The organism is Pseudomonas sp. xss_2 (genome assembly GCF_043104195.1).
In the GTDB taxonomy this organism is placed as follows: domain Bacteria; phylum Pseudomonadota; class Gammaproteobacteria; order Pseudomonadales; family Pseudomonadaceae; genus Aquipseudomonas; species Aquipseudomonas urmiensis.
The window spans coordinates 20419-37345 of record NZ_JBICKL010000037.1 but is presented as its reverse complement, the minus strand read 5'-3'; the positions used below and the strand labels follow the sequence as shown (position 1 = coordinate 37345).

The 16927-nt window shown below is 63.4% G+C and carries 18 protein-coding genes; 8 read left to right on the top strand and 10 right to left on the bottom strand.

Going from position 1 to position 16927, the window contains the following annotated elements:
* Positions 1 to 26 precede the first annotated feature (26 nt).
* Positions 27 to 1334: a substrate-binding domain-containing protein gene (locus tag ACF8K2_RS05725; RefSeq protein WP_392463849.1), complete on the bottom strand. Its 1308-nt coding sequence runs from the start codon at positions 1332 to 1334 to the stop codon at positions 27 to 29.
* Positions 1335 to 1637: 303 nt separating this feature from the next.
* On the opposite strand from ACF8K2_RS05725, the gene ACF8K2_RS05720 reads away from it, so the two are divergent.
* The 4 genes from ACF8K2_RS05720 (at position 1638) to ACF8K2_RS05705 (ending at position 3714) form a co-directional block, all read left to right on the top strand.
* Complete coding sequence (locus ACF8K2_RS05720) at positions 1638 to 2525, top strand: EamA family transporter (RefSeq protein ID WP_392463847.1); 888 nt, start codon at positions 1638 to 1640, stop codon at positions 2523 to 2525.
* A 92-nt stretch (positions 2526 to 2617) separates the two neighbouring features.
* Positions 2618 to 2938, top strand: coding sequence for a YbjQ family protein (locus ACF8K2_RS05715; protein WP_392463846.1), 321 nt, complete (start codon positions 2618 to 2620; stop codon positions 2936 to 2938).
* Positions 2939 to 3077: 139 nt separating this feature from the next.
* The gene (locus ACF8K2_RS05710) at positions 3078 to 3266 is read left to right on the top strand and encodes a hypothetical protein (RefSeq protein WP_186555166.1); all 189 of its coding nucleotides are present in this window, start codon (positions 3078 to 3080) and stop codon (positions 3264 to 3266) included.
* Positions 3267 to 3408: 142 nt separating this feature from the next.
* Positions 3409 to 3714 carry a hypothetical protein gene (locus ACF8K2_RS05705; protein ID WP_392463844.1) on the top strand — a complete coding sequence of 102 codons (306 nt, stop codon included), beginning with the start codon at positions 3409 to 3411 and terminating at the stop codon, positions 3712 to 3714.
* Between the two features lie 82 nt (positions 3715 to 3796).
* Here ACF8K2_RS05705 and ACF8K2_RS05700 read toward each other — a convergent pair whose 3' ends face one another.
* Both ACF8K2_RS05700 and ampC read right to left on the bottom strand, forming a co-directional pair.
* The gene (locus ACF8K2_RS05700) at positions 3797 to 4129 is read right to left on the bottom strand and encodes a hypothetical protein (protein ID WP_186555168.1); all 333 of its coding nucleotides are present in this window, start codon (positions 4127 to 4129) and stop codon (positions 3797 to 3799) included.
* Between the two features lie 327 nt (positions 4130 to 4456).
* Entirely contained in the window at positions 4457 to 5608 is a 1152-nt protein-coding gene (gene ampC / locus ACF8K2_RS05695) for a class C beta-lactamase (protein WP_392463842.1), read from the bottom strand.
* 123 nt (positions 5609 to 5731) lie between these two features.
* On the opposite strand from ampC, the gene ACF8K2_RS05690 reads away from it, so the two are divergent.
* A complete protein-coding gene (locus ACF8K2_RS05690; RefSeq protein ID WP_392463840.1) occupies positions 5732 to 6730 on the top strand; it encodes a bile acid:sodium symporter family protein in 999 nt (332 codons plus the stop codon).
* Positions 6731 to 6823: 93 nt separating this feature from the next.
* Here ACF8K2_RS05690 and ACF8K2_RS05685 read toward each other — a convergent pair whose 3' ends face one another.
* Genes ACF8K2_RS05685 through ACF8K2_RS05675 form a run of 3 tightly spaced genes read right to left on the bottom strand, consistent with a single transcriptional unit; the run spans position 6824 to position 9467 of the window.
* Positions 6824 to 7408, bottom strand: coding sequence for a TetR/AcrR family transcriptional regulator (locus ACF8K2_RS05685; RefSeq protein ID WP_312152781.1), 585 nt, complete (start codon positions 7406 to 7408; stop codon positions 6824 to 6826).
* A gap of 13 nt (positions 7409 to 7421) precedes the next feature.
* Entirely contained in the window at positions 7422 to 8270 is an 849-nt protein-coding gene (locus ACF8K2_RS05680; protein WP_392463838.1) for a 3-hydroxybutyryl-CoA dehydrogenase, read from the bottom strand.
* A 12-nt stretch (positions 8271 to 8282) separates the two neighbouring features.
* Positions 8283 to 9467 (bottom strand): acetyl-CoA C-acyltransferase family protein, encoded by a 1185-nt coding sequence (locus ACF8K2_RS05675; RefSeq protein WP_392463837.1) that lies wholly within the window; start codon positions 9465 to 9467, stop codon positions 8283 to 8285.
* 169 nt (positions 9468 to 9636) lie between these two features.
* Here ACF8K2_RS05675 and ACF8K2_RS05670 point away from each other — a divergent pair, with 169 nt between their 5' ends.
* On the top strand, positions 9637 to 10653 hold the full coding sequence (locus ACF8K2_RS05670) for an AraC family transcriptional regulator ligand-binding domain-containing protein (protein WP_392463836.1): 1017 nt from the start codon (positions 9637 to 9639) through the stop codon (positions 10651 to 10653).
* 6 nt (positions 10654 to 10659) lie between these two features.
* On the opposite strand, the gene ACF8K2_RS05665 is transcribed toward ACF8K2_RS05670, so the two are convergent.
* Positions 10660 to 12189 (bottom strand): catalase, encoded by a 1530-nt coding sequence (locus ACF8K2_RS05665; RefSeq protein ID WP_392463834.1) that lies wholly within the window; start codon positions 12187 to 12189, stop codon positions 10660 to 10662.
* A gap of 107 nt (positions 12190 to 12296) precedes the next feature.
* Complete coding sequence (locus tag ACF8K2_RS05660; protein ID WP_392463833.1) at positions 12297 to 12734, bottom strand: carboxymuconolactone decarboxylase family protein; 438 nt, start codon at positions 12732 to 12734, stop codon at positions 12297 to 12299.
* A 200-nt stretch (positions 12735 to 12934) separates the two neighbouring features.
* Between ACF8K2_RS05660 and ACF8K2_RS05655 the strand changes: the two genes are divergently transcribed.
* Both ACF8K2_RS05655 and ACF8K2_RS05650 read left to right on the top strand, forming a co-directional pair.
* Positions 12935 to 13393, top strand: a complete 459-nt coding sequence (locus ACF8K2_RS05655; RefSeq protein ID WP_392463831.1) for a nucleoside deaminase — start codon at positions 12935 to 12937, stop codon at positions 13391 to 13393.
* A complete protein-coding gene (locus ACF8K2_RS05650; RefSeq protein WP_392463829.1) occupies positions 13390 to 14580 on the top strand; it encodes a CynX/NimT family MFS transporter in 1191 nt (396 codons plus the stop codon). The genes ACF8K2_RS05655 and ACF8K2_RS05650 overlap by 4 nt, the downstream gene beginning before the upstream one ends.
* On the opposite strand, the gene ACF8K2_RS05645 is transcribed toward ACF8K2_RS05650, so the two are convergent.
* Both ACF8K2_RS05645 and dkgB read right to left on the bottom strand, forming a co-directional pair.
* Positions 14573 to 16006, bottom strand: a complete 1434-nt coding sequence (locus ACF8K2_RS05645; RefSeq protein WP_186555179.1) for a PLP-dependent aminotransferase family protein — start codon at positions 16004 to 16006, stop codon at positions 14573 to 14575. The two genes, ACF8K2_RS05650 and ACF8K2_RS05645, sit on opposite strands and share 8 nt — an antisense overlap.
* An 82-nt stretch (positions 16007 to 16088) precedes the next feature.
* Positions 16089 to 16892, bottom strand: a complete 804-nt coding sequence (gene dkgB, locus ACF8K2_RS05640) for a 2,5-didehydrogluconate reductase DkgB (RefSeq protein WP_392463828.1) — start codon at positions 16890 to 16892, stop codon at positions 16089 to 16091.
* Between the last annotated feature and the right edge of the window lie 35 nt (positions 16893 to 16927).

Here is a 16927-nt window from a genome sequence, read left to right as displayed (position 1 = left end):
CGATGAGGCCACTATGGCAACCCACGTCAATACACCCAAACCTCAACCCGCCGATTGCGCAGGCGCCCCTGTTCCTGATCGTTGTCGGCCACCGGCAGTTCATCACCCATGCCGGTCACCTCCTTGAACTGCACGCCATCGCGGGCCAACTCGCGGCGTACCGCCATCGCCCGCAAGCGCGAAAGCAGCGCGGCGCGCCCTGGCGTCTCCTTGGGGTCGCCAAAGCCGACCAGCACTGTCTTGTTGTGCAACTTGCCCGTCTGGCGCAGATAATCAGCCACCCGCCGCACATCGCGCAACGCCTTGTTGTCGAGGCTGGCACTGCCTTGCTGAAAGCGAAAATTGACGGTCAGACGCTGCGCCTCATCGGCCAGGTTGCGGTAGCGCGGCGGCATATACGCTTGCGTGGGCACCGTCAGCGCCTTGACCTGCTGCGAGACAAACCCCTGTTCAGCGACAATCGCCTGGCCTGCCGGGCTCTGCGCAAACTCGGCCAGTGCCCGGGCCAACGGTTGCGGGTTGCTGGGCAAGTAAAAATACAATCGCCGCGACAGCGGATAGTCCTCGCTGGCCACCAGCGCGCGGCTGGGCAGCAGGGCCGGCGCGTCGCCCTCGGCGATGGCCAGCACCTTGGCCCCGTGCACCGCGGCAAGGCTGCTAAAACCAATCGCCTGGCGATCAGCCTTGACCCGCTCCGCCAGTTGCTCACTGGATTCAAAGCGCAGCGCCTGGCTGTCCAGCACGCTGGCGTGAGTGTCCAGTACCAGCGCCTTGAAGGTTTCGAACGTGCCGGAGCGATCATCACGCGCGTACAGACGAATCAGCCCGCCGGGCACGCCTAACTGCTCCCAGCGCGACACCTGGCCTGAGAACACCTGCGCCAGTTGCTCGGTGGTGAGCTTGGCCAGCGGGTTGTCCGGATGCACGATCAGCGCAACGCCGTCCAGGCCGATCACCTGCTCTTGGGCCGGGCTACGTAAATCGCCCAGTGCCCGTAGGCGCTGGGCTTCGGCTTCGCTGATGGGGCGCGAGGCGGCGGCAATGTCGGCAGCGCCACTGCCTAGCGCGGCAAACCCTGTGCTCGAGCCATGCGCTGCGATTGCGACTCGGATCAACAGGCCATTGAGATCGCGCGCAGTGATATCGGTTTCGTTAGGCGCCGCACCTGGTGCCTGCTCGACAGTGCTGGCGCCTTGCGCTTGCAGCATGCCTCGGATCAGCGCTGGACCCAGCGCCGCGCCGATGGTGTTGGAGCCTTGCACACGCAGCTGCGCCGGCTCAGCCAAGACCAGCAGGGGCAGAAGACACAAGAGCAAGACGCAGAGGCGGTGCATGCCGGGGACCTGTGGCATAGAGATGCGCCGCAGATTACGACAGTGGGATGACCGCTAGATGACAGTCAATATGACAGCGGTTGCGCCGCGGGTAATCCAGCGGGGCTGGAGCAGGCAGGTAGCCGCGCTACCTGCCGGGCGACGGCCTCAGTGTGCTTGCGCCGCCAGCACAGCCCCCTTTGAGCGAGGAACAATCTCAGACTGTTGCGCAACCCTGGGCCGCAACTGTGTCGGTCCGGCGCCAGCAAAAGCCCTTATGCTGTAACGAAATATGTCTAGAACAGCCTGAAGAAGGAAATCGCAATGCCACTCAAGGACCTGCTGATTGCCCTGGTGGTGATCATCGTCTGGGGAGTCAATTTCGTGGTGATCAAGGTCGGCCTCGACGGCCTGCCGCCCATGTTGCTTGGCGCCTTGCGATTTCTGCTGGTGGCATTTCCGGCGGTGTTGCTGGTCAAGCGGCCGAACTTACCCTGGCGCTGGCTGATCGCCTATGGCGCAACGATATCCCTCGGTCAGTTCGCCTTCCTGTTCCAGGCCATGCACAGCGGCATGCCACCGGGGCTGGCTTCGCTGGTGTTGCAGTCTCAGGCCTTCTTCACCTTGGGCTTTGCTGCGTTGTTTCTGGGGGAGCGTCTGCGCCCGGCCAGTCTTATCGGCTTGTTGGTGGCTGCGAGCGGCTTGGCCCTGATCGGCAGCGAGAACAGTAGCCATGTGCCGCTCGTCGCCCTGTTGCTGACCCTGTGCGGCGGTGCCATGTGGGGTATGGGCAATATCATCACGCGCCGTTTCGGTTCGGTGAACCTGGTGGCGTTGGTGGTCTGGGGCGGGCTGATTCCGCCGCTGCCGTTTCTGCTGCTGTCTTGGTGGCTGGAGGGGCCGCAGCGCATGGCTGATGCGTTGAGCAACATCGGCTTGAGCTCGGTGTTGGCCCTGGCGTTTCTGGCCTACGCCGCGACCATGCTCGGCTACACCCTGTGGAGCACGCTGCTGTCGCGTCACCCTGCGGGCAAGGTCGCGCCTTTCTCGCTGCTGGTGCCGGTGGTGGGCTTGAGTTCATCGGCCTGGTTGCTGGATGAGCGACTGAGCGCCATGCAGGGCTGGGGCGCGTTGTTGGTGATGCTGGGGCTGCTGATCAACGTGTTCGGTCCGCGGATCAGCCAGCGCCTGCGCCCTGCCAGCGCGCAATAAGCGCTGACGAAAACGCGGCAGACCTTGCCCGGAGGCGGTGCGAGGTTTGTTAGCATGCGCTTTTTTTGCCTAAACCAAGGGAGCGCCCGCACATGATCATTTCCACTACCAGCCAACTGGAAGGCCGTCCGGTCGCTGAATACCTGGGCGTGGTCAGCGCCGAATCGGTGCAGGGCATCAACTTCGTGCGTGATTTCTTTGCACGCTTTCGCGATTTTTTCGGTGGCCGCTCGCAGACTCTGGAGGATGCGCTGAAGCTGGCGCGTGAGCAGGCCACTGAAGAACTGATTGCCCGGGCACGTCAGTTGCAAGCTGACGCCGTGGTAGGCGTGGACTTCGAGATCAGCATGCCGTCGGTGCAGGGCGGCATGGTCGTGGTGTTTGCCACCGGTACGGCGGTGCGTTTGAAGTAAGGCCATGTGCCACTGGTCGGGTCCGTGGGTTTTGTCCGGGCGGTCCGAGAATGACCGGCTAGTCTCACTTCAACAGGCCGCTGTTCATCTAGGCAAGTACGCTGCTTGCCGACACGGTCACCTCTGAGGGAGACAGGGCATGAGCGAATCCTTTTTCGAAGACATGAATGATGCATTCCCGATCAACAGCCAAGTCCGTTGCGGCCAGACGGCTTTTCGCCTGGGCTTTGCCAACATGACCCTGGACGAATCGGAGCAGCTGCAGCCTGCGTCGCTGCAGCGCAGCAAGAAGGGTCGCTTTACCCCACGGGTGCCGACCAAGAAGTAAGCCGACCGTCAACGCCCCGCTCAACGGCGGGGTTTTTTTTGCCTTTGTTGATCCTGCTCATGGTATCGGCGTGTTGCCCTCGCACGCGACTCGATGCTGTGGTCTTCTTGCGCGGCATTTCGCCAATGGAGGATTGATTTCGATGCGAATCAGGGAAGAGGCCTACTGGCAGTGGGCCGATGCGCAGTTGCACAGTCGCAGCCACGATGAAGAACTCAGTGACGGCACCAGCATCGATGTGCAGGTGCGCCTGTCACGCCTGGGTGCCACCCAGTTGTTCCTGGGGCTGTATGCCAACAACGGTACCGCGCTGCACGAAGAGTATCATCCGGCACGTCCAGGCGAGACCATGACACGAGCGCTGGTCTGGGGCGTTGAGCGCGGGCGGGCGCTGGCAACCGGCGCCTTGCCACTGCCACAGGTGCAGCGGACTAGGCTTCAGGCCTGAAGGACGGCGGTTGCAGAACCGGCGAAACCGCCCATGAAAAAGCCCGGCCTTTGCGGGCCGGGCTCAAGTAGCGGTGTACAACTCAGTTCAGTGGGTCGATCACCTTGACTGCCTGCCGCTCACGGGCGGCGGGCCATTCTTGTTGCAGGGTCTGCAGCACGCGGCCAACGAACTCGGTGTCGGCGGCGGCTTTCTTGCCGACGTAGCCTTGGCCACGGCGGTAGACCTTGAAGCGGGCGCGCATGGTTGGCAGGTCCGCTTCGAATTGATCTTCGACGCTGTTCGGCGGCAGGCGGTCGAGGCGTACCTCGCCGGTCTGGCTGAGCCACAGCAGGTGGTCGTCAAGGCTGTCCTTGCGCGCGGCGAACAGCTGGGCCAATTGGTCGATAGTCGGTTTGTCGTTCAAGTTCATCATAAAGCCCCCATTACCCGTCGATGAGTGATTACACACTTGGCGCTACCTATGTAGCGCGCTACCAAGGCTGCTACAGCAGCATTGCAACAGGGGCTTTCTCACGCTGCCTTTTGGACAGTTCCCTCTCCACGGACGGCCTGCGTTACCGCGCAGGCCGTCTGGAACACCCTTGCCACCGCTCCCGATCAGGGAGACGGCTTCATCATGCCCAAGGCCGATTCACGTCGTCAACAGTTTTGTAGTGAATATTTTCTCTCACTACATCTTGTCTGACAATCCACTCGACAGCGCCCTGAGTGAAGCACCCGAACAGCGCTAAAAGCTAGATTATTCAGGCGTCTGCATCTGCGTGAGGATGCGATACGCAGCCTCCACCCGGGCCTCGTTGGGGTAGTTGCGGTTGGCGAGCAGGGCAACACCCATGCCCTTGGATGGAATGAAGGCGATGTAAGCGCCAAAGCCTGCGGTAGAACCGGTCTTGTTGTACCAGGCGGCTTGCGCTGCAGGGCTTGCCGGCAGCAGCCGCTGGGTAGCCTGGGGCTTGAGAGCAAAGTCTGCGCCATTACCCTTGCGTAGGGTGTCGAGGCTGACCGGGTAGGGGTAGCGCTCCCAGCCAAGGCCCTGGGTCATGGCGCCGACCTGGAAGTAGCCGGTGTGGGTGATGGCGATGGCCTGCTTGAGCGTTGGGCTGAGGCGCTCGGGCTGCAGTTGCAGGCGCACGTAGCGCATTGCATCGACCACATCGGTTTTGATGCCGTAGGCCTCATCGGCGAAAGGTCCAGGATTGACCCGCACCGCTCGGTCCTGCGCATCGTAGCCCTGCGCGTAGAGGCCCTGCGCAGCAGCGGGAACCGCCAGGTACGTGTGCTTCAAGCCCAGTTGCGGCAGCACGGTTTGGCTCATCAACTCGGCAAACGGGCGCTGCTGGGCGCGCGCGGCCAGATCGCCAAACAGCCCAAGACTTGGGTTTGAATAGCAACGCTGAGTGCCGTGCTCGCTCTGCGGCTCCCATTGTTGGTAGAACGCCAGGGCCTGGGCAGCGGTGGTGACCTCATCCGGGAATTGCAACGGCAGGCAGTCGGCACTGTAGGCGCCAAATTCCAGCACGCTGGCCTTGCCCAGTGGCGCACCCGCCAGGGCCGGTTGGTAGCGACTGGCAGGGGCGTTCAGATCAAGCTTGCCTTCGGCACTGGCCAGGGCTGCGAGGGTTGCGGTGTAGGTTTTGCTCAGCGAGCCGACTTCGAACAGCGTTTCGCGGCTTACCGGCTGGCGGTCTTGCTTGTTGGCCAGGCCGTAGGTGAAGTAGTGCTCCTGGCCATTGGCGAACACCGCCACTGCCATGCCGGCAATGGCATGGTCGCGCATGAGCGGTTCAATGATCGCATCGACCTTCGATTGCAGGTTGTCTGCCAGGGCTTGAGCACTGCTCAGGGAGAGCGCTAGGCCCAGCATGAGCAGAGGGGTGGGGCGATTGCGCATGGGTTTTCCTTGCCTGATGCGTGCAGTGTCCGTTGGGCGACACTGCTAGGGGTTCCGGCGTTAGCGATAAAGAGGGCCAGACCTTATCGTCTGCATTCGCACAATGACAAGACGGAACCCGGAATGAAGTATTTGCGCATGTTATTCGACAACTTCACCTTGGCCCTGCTTGGGGTGGTGTTGATTGCCAGCGTGCTGCCGTGCTCAGGCGAGGGCGCGGTACTGTTCGGCTGGCTGACCAACCTGGCCATCGGCCTGCTGTTCTTCCTGCACGGCGCCAAGCTTTCGCGCGAGGCGATCATTGCCGGTGCCAGCCACTGGCGGCTGCACCTGCTGGTGTTCTCCTGCACGTTCGTGATGTTCCCGCTGCTGGGGCTGGCGTTCAAGCCACTGTTCGTGCCGTTGGTGGGCAACGAGCTGTACCTGGGCGTGTTGTACCTCTGCGCCTTGCCAGCCACCGTGCAGTCGGCGATTGCCTTCACCTCGCTTGCGCGGGGCAACATACCTGCTGCGATCTGCAGCGCGGCCGCTTCCAGCTTGTTAGGGATCTTCCTGACGCCATTGCTGGTGATGCTGCTGCTCGGTGCCGACGGCGATACCGGCTCTGGCCTCGATGCGGTGCTGAAGATCACCCTGCAACTGCTGGTGCCGTTCGTGGCCGGGCAGATTGCCCGACGCTGGATCGGTGATTGGGTCAAGCGCAATGCACGCTGGCTGAAACTGGTCGATCAAGGCTCGATTTTGCTGGTGGTCTACACCGCGTTCAGCGAGGCGGTGGTCACTGGGCTTTGGCATACCGTGTCGGCGCAGCATCTGGCGGGGTTGTTTGCGGTCTGCGGGATTCTGTTGGCCGTGGTGCTGGTGGGCACGCGACTGCTGGGGCGGGTGCTGGGCTTCAATGTCGAGGATCAGATCACGATCCTGTTTGCCGGCTCGAAGAAGAGCTTGGCCACCGGCGTGCCGATGGCGCAGGTACTGTTCGTTGGCAGTGGAATTGGCGCAATGATCTTGCCGTTGATGCTGTTCCACCAGATCCAGTTGATGGTCTGTGCGGTGTTGGCGCAGCGTTATGCCAGCCGGGAAGAACCTGCTGAAGAGGTTACGGCGGCGTCCTCAAGCTGACGTGGGGTGGCCTCATCGCGGGCAAGCCCGCTCCTACACGGGTTGAGGAGGTTGTGTGGGAGCGGGCTTGCCCCGCGATAAGGGCGGCACAGGCTAGCGCAAGGTCCGCTCGATCCCACCCAGCAACACACTCTCCATCAGCGCAAGGCTCTGATCTTCGGGTAAGCCCCGGCCATGCAGCCACCCTGGCAACTGATTGAGCAGGGTCGCCAGCACATGCGCAGTGGCCGCCAGCCTCTCACCTGCCAACGAGGTCTTGGGCGCAATCAGGTGTAACAAGCCCGCCTCGTAACGCTTGCGAGCGACCAGCAAACGCGCTTGCTGGCCTTCGCTCAGGCAGCACAGGTCGCGCTCGGCCAGGCGAAACTGCAGCGGCCGTTCGGCATGCAGTTGCCAATGCGCGGCTACCAGGCTTGCCAACACCGGCTTGCCTCGCGCCAAAGCCCGTCGCCCTTGATCGAGGGTCGCTTGCAGCTCCTCGTACAACTCCTCGATCAGGTCGTAGAGCAGGTCTTGTTTACTGGGGAAGTGGTGGTACAGCGAGCCTGCCGTCAGGCCGACATGCGCCGCCAGCTCGCGCATGCTGACCTGGCCGAAGCCTTTTTCGGCAAACAGTGCCATGGCCTTGTCGCGACGCTCATCGAAGTTGGCACAGCGCAGGGCAGCGTTGACTGGCATGGCACTCGCTCCATCAGTAGGTGAAGAACCCGCGGCCACTCTTGCGCCCCAAGTACCCGGCGGCGACCATTTCCTTGAGCAGCGGGGCAGGGCGGTACTTGCTGTCGTTGAAGCCCTCATGGAAGGCCTCCATGATCGCCAGCAGCGTGTCCAGGCCAATCAGGTCAGCCAATGCCAGCGGGCCGATCGGTTGGTTGCAGCCAAGGCGCATGCCGGTATCGATATCCTCGGCGCTGGCCAGGCCCTCCTGGCGGACGAAGATCGCCTCGTTGATCATCGGCACCAGGATGCGGTTGACCACAAAACCTGGGCGATTGCCGGCGGTGATGGGCGTCTTGCCGAGTTTCTCGGTCACCAGCAAGGCCTGGGCGTAGGTGCTGTCGCTGGTTTGCAGGCCACGAATGATCTCGACCAGCGCCATCATCGGCACCGGGTTGAAGAAGTGCACGCCGATGAAGCGCTCAGGGTGCTCGATGCTGGCGGCCAACTGGGTGACCGACAGCGACGAGGTGTTGGTGGCGATCAGGCAATCGGCGCCAACGTTGGTCGCCACCTGCTTGAGGATGCGCAGCTTCAGCTCGAGGTTTTCGGTCGCGGCCTCGATCACCAGCTGCGCGCTGCTCAGGGCGGCGTAGTCGGTACTGGTGTGGATCCGCGTCTTGGCCGCCTCGGCCTGATCAGCGGCGAGGGTACCTTTGTTGACCTGACGCTCCAGGTTCTTGCTCAGGGTCGCCACGCCGCGTTCCAGGGCAGCGTCCGAAACGTCGATGACCAGCACCTGGAAGCCCGCCACGGCACACACCTGGGCGATCCCATTGCCCATGGTGCCGGCGCCGATCACGGCGATCTGTTCAATGCTCATATTGACGATTCCTTACACGCGTTCGAAGACAACGGCGATGCCTTGGCCGCCGCCGATGCACATGGTAGCCAGGGCGTAGCGGCCCTGGATGCGCTGTAGTTCATGGATGGCCTTGGTGGCGATGATCGCCCCGGTGGCGCCTACCGGGTGGCCCAGAGAAATGCCCGAGCCGTTGGGGTTGACCTTTTCCGGGTCGAAGTCCAGCGCGCGGGCGACCGCGCAGGCCTGGGCGGCGAAGGCTTCGTTGGATTCGATCACGTCCAGGTCGCTGACCGAAAGACCTGCCTTTTCCAGCACCTTCTGCGTGGCCGGAATCGGCCCCAGCCCCATCAATGCCGGTTCCACCCCCGCATGGGCGTAGGCCACCAGCCGCGCCAATGGCTTCAGGCCCAGTCGGCGCACCGTATCGCCGGTGGCCAGCACCAGCCCGGCGGCGCCGTCATTGATGCCGCTGGCATTGCCTGCAGTGACGCTGCCATCTTTCTTGAATACGGTCTTCATGCCGGCCAACTGCTCGGCGCTGACATCGCCGCGCACATGCTCGTCCACGGCGAACTGCACGCTGCCCTTACGGGTCTTGAGTTCCAGCGGCACGATCTGGCTGGCGAAACGGCCCTCGGCGATGGCGCGGGCGGCGCGTTGCTGGCTGGTCAGGGCCAGTTCATCCTGCATTTGCCGGGTGATGCCGTGCTTGGCCGCAACGTTCTCGGCAGTGATGCCCATGTGGAAGTGTTCGAACGGATCCTGAAGAATGCCGACCATGTAGTCGATGCCCTGCAGGTCGCCCATGCGTGCCCCCCAACGGGCTTGCGGCAGCAGATACGGGCCGCGGCTCATCGATTCGGCACCAGCAGCCAAGGCTACCTCGCAATCTCCCAGCAGCAAGCCTTGGGCTGCCGAGACGATTGCCTGCAAGCCCGAGCCGCACAGGCGGTTGACGTTGAACGCCGGGGTTTGCTTGGGGATGCCAGCGTTCATCGCCGCCACCCGGCCCAGGTAGGCGTCGCGCGGTTCGGTGGGGATCACGTTGCCCATGACCACATGACCGATCTGCTCGGCCGCCACGCCTGAACGCTCGATCGCCGCACGGGTAACCGCGCTGGCCAGATCTGCCAGGGGCAGGTCCTTGAGCGAACCGCCAAAGCCACCGATGGCTGAACGCACGGCACTGACAACGTAGATTTCTGCACTGCTCATATGAGGCTCCAATTGCGAAGGCGTGGCGGGATAGGGCCTGGCTCTGCGAGAATGACCGCGGTATCCACAATGGGTCGAGTCTAGGCAAAGGTCGAGGCAGGGCCTATGTCGGATCTGCTCAGTCAACCTGGCATTTTTTGCCACTCAGCCTAGACAGTGAACATCAACCATGCGCGATAGCGATTCGGTCGCGGTGTACTTTCTCAATGCCATGGTGCATGCCCTGCGCGATCAGCCTGAGCGGCGCGATGGCCACTTGTTGGCTGTTGGCATCGACCCCGCCTTGCTCGATCAGCCCCAGGAGCGGGTGCCGGCCAAGGCCTTCGCGCGCCTGTGGCTAGACCTGATCCATGCGCTTGACGATGAGTTTTTTCGCCTCGACAGCCACGGCATGCCGATAGGCAGTTTTGCCTTGATCTGCCGTGGGCTGGTGCAGGAGCCAAACCTGGAGAAGGCCCTGCGTCAGTGCCTGGGTAATTTCGCCCTGTTTTTGCGTGACCTGCGCGGGAGTTTTTCGGTGCGCGGCGGGCGCGCGGTGATCAGCGTGCAGTCGAGTATCGAAGACCCGCTGACCCGGGTCTATGCCGAAGAAACCTACCTGGTGTTGGTGGTCGGTTTGCTGTGTTGGTTGGCGGGGCGGCGTATCGTCATCGACCGCACCGAACTTGCCGTCGCCCGACCCACCCAGGAAGACGACACGCTGTTGTGGGGGCCTGATCTGCGTCTGGGCAGTGGCCGCACCGAGGTCGAGTTCGACAATGCCTACCTGCGCCTGCCGGTGGTGCAAGACGTGGCAGCCTTGAAAACCTTCTTGCGCACCGCACCCCAGGGGTTGGTGATCCGCTTTCGCAATCAAAATGGTTTGGTCGCCGAGGTTTACCGGCATTTGCGCGCCAGGCGCTATGGCCAGTGGCCGACGCTGACTGCCCTGGCTGAGCGCCAGGGCTTGAGTGCCAGCAGCTTTCGCCGCCAGCTGGAACGCGAAGGGCGCTCGTACCAGCAGATCAAGGATGAAGTGCGCCGGGCGATGGCCTTCGAGCGTCTGCGCGAGGGCAGCCTGAGCATCGCCGAGATCGCCGAGCAGACCGGCTTTCAGGAACCCAGCGCGTTCCATCGCGCGTTCAAGAAGTGGACCGGGCATAGCCCGGGCAGTTACCGCTCGCGGCTCATGGGCCACGAGCGTTAGGCACTTTCATTCTTCGAGTTTGGCCGCCAGTACCTTCATCTGTTCCAGATCGCCTTTGGCCACCTTGGCCACGCCTTCGCCATAGGCCGGATCAGCCTTGTACAAGAACGACAGGATGATCAGCTTGCTTTCATCATCGGCTGCTGCCAGCGACTGGCCAAAGCTGTTGATCAGGTCGCGCTGCTCAGCCTCGGAGAAGGAGCGATACAACTCGCCAGCCTGCTTGAAGTTCTGCTCACGGGCGATGCCTTGCTGCTGCGTGCTGCCGGCCAGTGGCAGGGCACTGTAGCGCGCCGCCTCAGGTGTGGTGCGTGGTTGTAGGCGGCTGGGTTGGTAATTGACGCTATCTTTGCTGCGACCGGAGTTGTGCGCGCCATCCTGGTTGCCATTGTCCACCGCTGCCCGTGGCTGATTGATCGGCAGGCTGCTGGCGTTGGCGCCGACGCGATACATCTGGGTGTCGGCATAGGAGAACAGCCGACCTTGCAGCAGGCGGTCCTCGGAAGGCTCGATCCCGGCGATCAGGTTGGATGGGGCCAGGGCCACCTGTTCGGTTTCCTGGAAGACGTTGTCGACGTTGCGATTGAGCACCATCTGGCCGACACGACGTTCGGCGACGTCGGGCCAGATCTTGGTCGGGTCCAGTGGGTCGAAATCGAACTTGGCCAGCTCCTCGGGGCTCAGGGTTTGAATGTACAAGTCCCATTTGGGGTGTTCGCCACGACCGATGGCGCTGATCAGGTCAGCGGTCATGTGGCTGAAGTCTTTGCCCTGGATCTGCTCGACGGCGGCAGGGTCGAGGTTGACCTGGCCCTGCAGGCTTTTCCAGTGAAACTTCACATAAGTCGTCTCGCCCTTGGCGTTGACGAACTTGTAGGCGTGCACGCTGTTGCCGTCCATGTGCCGGTAGCTTTTTGGCGTGCCTTGGTTGGAGTACAGCAGGGTCAGCGTGCGGGTGGCTTCGGGCATGTGCGAGAACAGGTCGAAGCGCCGTTTGTCATCGCCCAGGTTGGTGCGCGGATCGGGCTTGAAGGCATGCACCATGTCCGGGAACTTGATTGCATCGCGGATGAAGAAGGTTGGGAAGTTGTTGCCCACCAGGTCCCAGTTGCCGCTGGCGGTGTAGAAACGAGTGGCAAAGCCGCGAGGGTCGCGCAGGGTTTCTGGTGAATGCAGGCCATGCACCACCGAGGAGAAGCGCACGAACACCGGCGTGCGCAGGCCAGGGGTGAACAGCGAGGCTTGGGTCAGCTCGCCAAGGTCTTCGAAGGCGGTGAATATCCCGTGGGCGCCAGTGCCGCGGGCATGCACCACACGCTCTGGGATGCGCTCGCGGTCAAAGCGTTGCAGCTTCTGGATCAGCTGTACGTCTTGCAGCAGCACCGGGCCTGCGGCGCCGGCAGTCTGCGAGTTCTGGTTGTCACCCACTGGCGCGCCGTTGTCGCGCGTCAGGTGGGCGGCATACAGGCCGTTGCTGGCGAACAAGGCCGAGGCGAGCAGCGCGGCTGCCAAGCGGGTGGGGCGGGTTACTGGCATCTGAGGAGCCCTTGTCTAGTGGGTCGGGCCTGCGATGCTAAGTAGCTTGCTGCGCCACCACTGTCGGATCTTTCTCCTTCTGCGCGATGCTTTTTAGACGGCGCTTATCAGGCCGGCACCATCGCAAAGCCAACCCCAAAACGGTTCCAGGCATTGATGGCGGCGATGGCCAAGGTCAGGTTGGCGACTTCGGCAGGCTCGAAGTGCTCTTGCAGCGCTTGGTACTCAGACTGCGGTGCGCCCCGCTCAGGCAGGCGGGTGAGGCTTTCAACCCACGCCAAGGCGGCACGTTCACGGGGGCTGAAGTAGTTGGTTTCTTGCCAGACCGTCAGCGTCTGCAAACGTGCTTCGGTTTCGCCAGCCTTGCGCGCGTCGTTGGCGTGCAGGTTGACGCAATAGGCGCAGCCATTGATCTGCGAGGCGCGCAGGCGCACCAGTTCCAGTAACGAATTCTCCAGCCCGCTTTTCGCCAGGGCCTGCTCCAGGCCGACCATGGCTCTGTAGGCATCGGGTGCGTGCTTGGCCCATTCGATTCGGTTGTGCATGGCAATCTCCAGTGACAGGTGAGGGGGTAGTGGCTGCAACCTTAACGCCGTGGCCGGTTCACACCGATAGCCAATTGCTGACTTTGTCGGGAGGCCAATCGGCTTATTCAGGTGGCCACTGAGGTGCATCCAATCTCTTCATTTCAGCCACAGCCTGCCAGGCGGGATAATGCTGCCCTCTGCAACAGGAGTAGTGCTTCATGTCCAACCAACAGTTCATGCGCGAGGCCCTTGATCTGGCCCGCGCCAATATTCAGGCCGGTGGCCGTCCATTTGGCGCCGTACTGGTCTATCAAGGTCAGGTGCTCGCCCGCGCGGTCAACGAGATTCATCGCAGCCAGGACCCGACCGCCCACGCCGAAATGCAAGCCATCCGCCAGGCAGCGCAGGCCTTGGGCCGGCCACGCCTGGACGGGGCCGAGATCTACGCCACCGGCCACCCTTGCCCGATGTGCCTGGCCGCCATGCACCTGTGCGGTATCGGGCGGGCCTGGTTTGCCTATGACAACGACGAAGGCGAGCCCTATGGCCTGTCTACTGCCGCCGTCTATGCGCAGATGGCCAAGCCACCGCAGCAGCAAAGCCTGCCGTTGCGCCCGCTCAAGCCGGCAGGCGAAGCTGATCTGTACCGCCAATGGCAGCAGGTTCAGCAGGCATGAGAGGCGCTTTGAATCTGCTGTTGGTGGTCCTGTTGGCGCTCAACCTGCGGCCAATTCTCACCAGCATTGGCCCGCTGCTCGAACCGATGCGCGCCAGCACCGGCCTTGGCTATCAGCAAGCGGCGCTGCTGACGGCACTGCCGGTGCTGTGCATGGGCCTGATGCCCTTGCTTCACCCTTGGCTGCGCCGCTGGCTGAGTGAGCATGGCGGCATGCTGATGGGCTTGGCGGCGATTGCCGTGGCCTGTGTTTGGCGCTTGCAACTGGACACGGTCTGGGCGCTGATTGCCAGTGCGGTGGTCGCAGGCCTGGGGGTGGCAGTGGTGCAGGGCATGATGCCGGGGTTGGTCAACCGCTGGTTCCCCGGCCGTCTGGCGGCAACCATGGGGCTGTACTCGGCGGCCTTGATGAGTGGTGGTGGCTTGGCTGCCGTACTCGGCCCGCACATCAGTGGCTATTTCGGCCATTGGCAGGCGGGCCTGGGCATCTGGGCAGTGCCGGCCTTGCTGGGGTTGCTTGCCTGGGCAGTGCTGCGCCCGCGCCAGGACACGCCCACGCTCGCCAGCGGCGGCGGTGGGCATTGGTTCGGCAACCGCCGCGCGTGGCTGCTGGCGGTGTACTTCGGCTTGATCAACGGCGGCTACACCAGCATGGTCGCCTGGCTGCCGGCTTATCACCTGGAGCACGGTGGCACTGCCCAAGGTGGCGGCGACCTGGTGGGCCTAATGACCATCTTCCAGGTTGCAGGCGCACTGGGCTTGCCGCTGTTGCTGCGGCGTTTTGCCGATCGCCGTCTGGGGCTTTGGCTGGCGTTGTCGATCCAGCTGTGCGGTTTCCTTGGCCTGCTATTGGCGCCGACGGCGGCCATGGGGCTGTGGGTGGCGCTGATCGGTCTGGGCCTGGGGTCGTGCTTCAGCCTAAGCCTGACCTTGACCCTGGAACACCTGAAAACCCCGGCCGAGGCCGGTAGCCTGGCCTCGTTCGTACAGGGCATCGGCTTTATCATCACGGGCATCGTGCCCTACATCACCGGCTGGCTGCGCGATGTCAGCGGCGACTTCCAGGCTTCGTGGATGCTCCTGACCTGCACGGTACTGGCCATGCTGCTGGTGACCGCGCGGTTCGCCCCGCAGGGTTACGCCGGCGCTATCGCCCGACCCGAGCGAGCAGCCCAAGCGCTCAGCTGAGCTGTTGCAGGGTATCGCGCACCCGGTCCAGGGCCGGGTCGATATCCAGCAGCTCGATGGCGCCAAAGCCCAGTGCCAGCCCCGGCCGCACCGGCGCTTCGCTGAAGAACGGCGCCAGAGAGTACAGACCGACCTCGACCTTGCGCGCCAGGCTGGTCAACAGCTCGACGTCAACCCCGGGGCTGGCCAACGCGCTCAGGTGAAAGCCGGCGTTGGCCGGTACCGCCGTCAGCCAGGGCGCCAGGTCGCTGTCCAAGCGCGCCAGGATCCTAGCCCGGCGGGCGCTGTAGATCTCATGGCAGCGGCGGATATGCTTGCTCAGGTGGCCCTCGCTGATAAACCGCGCCAGCGCCCACTGCTGCAGGGTAGGGCTGTGCCAGTCGCTCAGGTGCTTGGCCACGCAGGCCGCTTGCAATACCGCAGGCGGCAGCACGGCGTAGCCCAGGCGCAGTTCTGGCAGCAGGGTCTTGGAGAAGGTGCCGACATAGGCCACCAAGCCATGCCGATCGAGGCGCTGTAGCGCATCGCTGGCTTGGCCGTGGTAGCGGAACTCGCAATCGTAGTCATCCTCGATGATCAGCGCGCCCAGCTCGGCGGCGCGCGCCAGCAGTGCCGCCCGGCGTCGTTCGCTCATCGGCATGCCGAGCGGGAACTGATGCGAGGGTGTCACATAGATCAGCCGGGTGCCGTCGGCGATCTGCTCGACGCACAGGCCCTCATCGTCCACCGGCACCGATTGCAGGCGCGCCCCCAAGGCCAGGAACAGCTGGCGTGCGGGCGGGTAGCCGGGATCTTCCATCGCCACTGGACATCCGGGCTCGATCAATACCCGGGCGATCAGGTCCAGGGCCTGTTGCGCGCCGTTGCACACCAGGATGTCCGCCGCGCTGCAGTGCACGCCCCGGGCGAAGGCGATGTGATGGGCGATGGCTTCGCGCAGCTCGGGTAAGCCCTGGGCGGAAAACTGGCGTTCCGGGTGGCGCTGGCTGCGGCGCAGGGCGTATTGCAGGCAACTGCGCCACTGGTCGAAGGGGAACTGCGACTTGATCGAGGCGCCGCCGATGAAGTCATAGCGTGAAGGCCTGTCCAGGGCACTTCTGGCCAGCACCGTGGCGCGCTGCTGCCAGCGCGTCAGCGATTCGGCCGCGGCCAGGGCAATCGTCTGCGCTTGGCCTGGTTGGCTGGCTTGGCGCGGGCTGATGAAGGTGCCCCGGCCGACCACCGCGCTGAGCAGATTCTCGTAGGTCAGGCGTGAGTAGGCTTCGGCCACGGTCTTGCGTGAAACGCCCAACTGCTCGGCCAGCAGCCGGCTCGGCGGCAACTGGGTGCCGGCGGCCAGATGGCCGCTGTCGATGCCGGCGCGCAGTTGCTGGTAGAGCTGGTCGGCCAGCGCTTTGCGGCCTTGCAGGCGGATGTGCAGTTCCATGGGGTGTTCCCGAAGCGATAGTGCGCTCAGGATAATCCATTCGACCCCAGCGTGTTGGGGCCGCGCGGCGGCCCCAGGGCTTTCAGTCCCAGGCAGGCGCCAGGCTCTCTGGGCTGACCAGGCGTTCAGCCCGCTCCAGTGCGGCGATTTGCGCCATGTCCGCATCGCTCAGGCGCAATGCGCCAGCCTTGAGGTTGCCGGCCAGGTTTTCTCGCTTGGTGGAAGAGGGGATGACCGCGTAACCCAACTGCATGGCCCAAGCCAGCGCGACTTGAGCGGCAGTGGCGCCGTGCTGCTGGGCGATAGCCTGGATCACAGGATCGTGCAGCACCTTGCCGTAGCCCAGGGTCATGTACGAGGTCACGCCAATGCCGTGCTGCTGCATGAAGCCCACCAGCTTGCGATTCTGCAAATAGGGGTGCAGCTCGATCTGGTTGGTAATGATCACGCCTTCGCCGACTGCGTCGATGGCTTGCTGCAACAAGTCGATGGTGAAATTGGACACGCCGATATGCCGGGTCAGGCCTTGTTTCTGCGCTTCTACCAGGGCGCCCATGAATTCGGCGACCGGCACTGCGCCTTGGGGCGATGGCCAGTGAATCAGGGTCAGGTCCAGATAGTCGGTGCGCAGTTTGCTCAGGCTTTCCTTGAGGCTGGGGATCAGCTTGTCGGCGCCCAGATTTTCGGTCCAGATCTTACTGGTCAGGAACAGCTCGCTGCGCGGCACGCCGCTGTCGGCGATGGCTTGGCCGACCTCGGCTTCGTTGCCGTAGATCTGCGCGGTATCGATGGCCCGGTAGCCAATCTCCAGAGCAGTGCGCACCGAATCGATGACCACCTGGTCTTTGAGCCGGAAGGTGCCGAGGCCGAGGGCAGGGACAGTCATAGGGTGAACTCCTTGCTGAGGTACGAGAGAAGAGG

Coding starts and splice junctions, on each gene's coding strand:
- dkgB (WP_392463828.1), bottom strand. CDS start 16,892: ATGACTGTCCCTGCCCTCGGCCTCGGCACCTTCCGGCTCAAAGACCAG.
- ACF8K2_RS05700 (WP_186555168.1), bottom strand. CDS start 4,129: ATGATGAACTTGAACGACAAACCGACTATCGACCAATTGGCCCAGCTG.
- ACF8K2_RS05655 (WP_392463831.1), top strand. CDS start 12,935: ATGTCCAACCAACAGTTCATGCGCGAGGCCCTTGATCTGGCCCGCGCC.
- ACF8K2_RS05670 (WP_392463836.1), top strand. CDS start 9,637: ATGCGCGATAGCGATTCGGTCGCGGTGTACTTTCTCAATGCCATGGTG.
- ACF8K2_RS05685 (WP_312152781.1), bottom strand. CDS start 7,408: ATGCCAGTCAACGCTGCCCTGCGCTGTGCCAACTTCGATGAGCGTCGC.
- ACF8K2_RS05680 (WP_392463838.1), bottom strand. CDS start 8,270: ATGAGCATTGAACAGATCGCCGTGATCGGCGCCGGCACCATGGGCAAT.
- ACF8K2_RS05705 (WP_392463844.1), top strand. CDS start 3,409: ATGCGAATCAGGGAAGAGGCCTACTGGCAGTGGGCCGATGCGCAGTTG.
- ACF8K2_RS05645 (WP_186555179.1), bottom strand. CDS start 16,006: ATGGAACTGCACATCCGCCTGCAAGGCCGCAAAGCGCTGGCCGACCAG.
- ampC (WP_392463842.1), bottom strand. CDS start 5,608: ATGCGCAATCGCCCCACCCCTCTGCTCATGCTGGGCCTAGCGCTCTCC.
- ACF8K2_RS05720 (WP_392463847.1), top strand. CDS start 1,638: ATGCCACTCAAGGACCTGCTGATTGCCCTGGTGGTGATCATCGTCTGG.
- ACF8K2_RS05650 (WP_392463829.1), top strand. CDS start 13,390: ATGAGAGGCGCTTTGAATCTGCTGTTGGTGGTCCTGTTGGCGCTCAAC.
- ACF8K2_RS05690 (WP_392463840.1), top strand. CDS start 5,732: ATGAAGTATTTGCGCATGTTATTCGACAACTTCACCTTGGCCCTGCTT.
- ACF8K2_RS05710 (WP_186555166.1), top strand. CDS start 3,078: ATGAGCGAATCCTTTTTCGAAGACATGAATGATGCATTCCCGATCAAC.
- ACF8K2_RS05675 (WP_392463837.1), bottom strand. CDS start 9,467: ATGAGCAGTGCAGAAATCTACGTTGTCAGTGCCGTGCGTTCAGCCATC.
- ACF8K2_RS05665 (WP_392463834.1), bottom strand. CDS start 12,189: ATGCCAGTAACCCGCCCCACCCGCTTGGCAGCCGCGCTGCTCGCCTCG.
- ACF8K2_RS05715 (WP_392463846.1), top strand. CDS start 2,618: ATGATCATTTCCACTACCAGCCAACTGGAAGGCCGTCCGGTCGCTGAA.
- ACF8K2_RS05660 (WP_392463833.1), bottom strand. CDS start 12,734: ATGCACAACCGAATCGAATGGGCCAAGCACGCACCCGATGCCTACAGA.
- ACF8K2_RS05725 (WP_392463849.1), bottom strand. CDS start 1,334: ATGCACCGCCTCTGCGTCTTGCTCTTGTGTCTTCTGCCCCTGCTGGTC.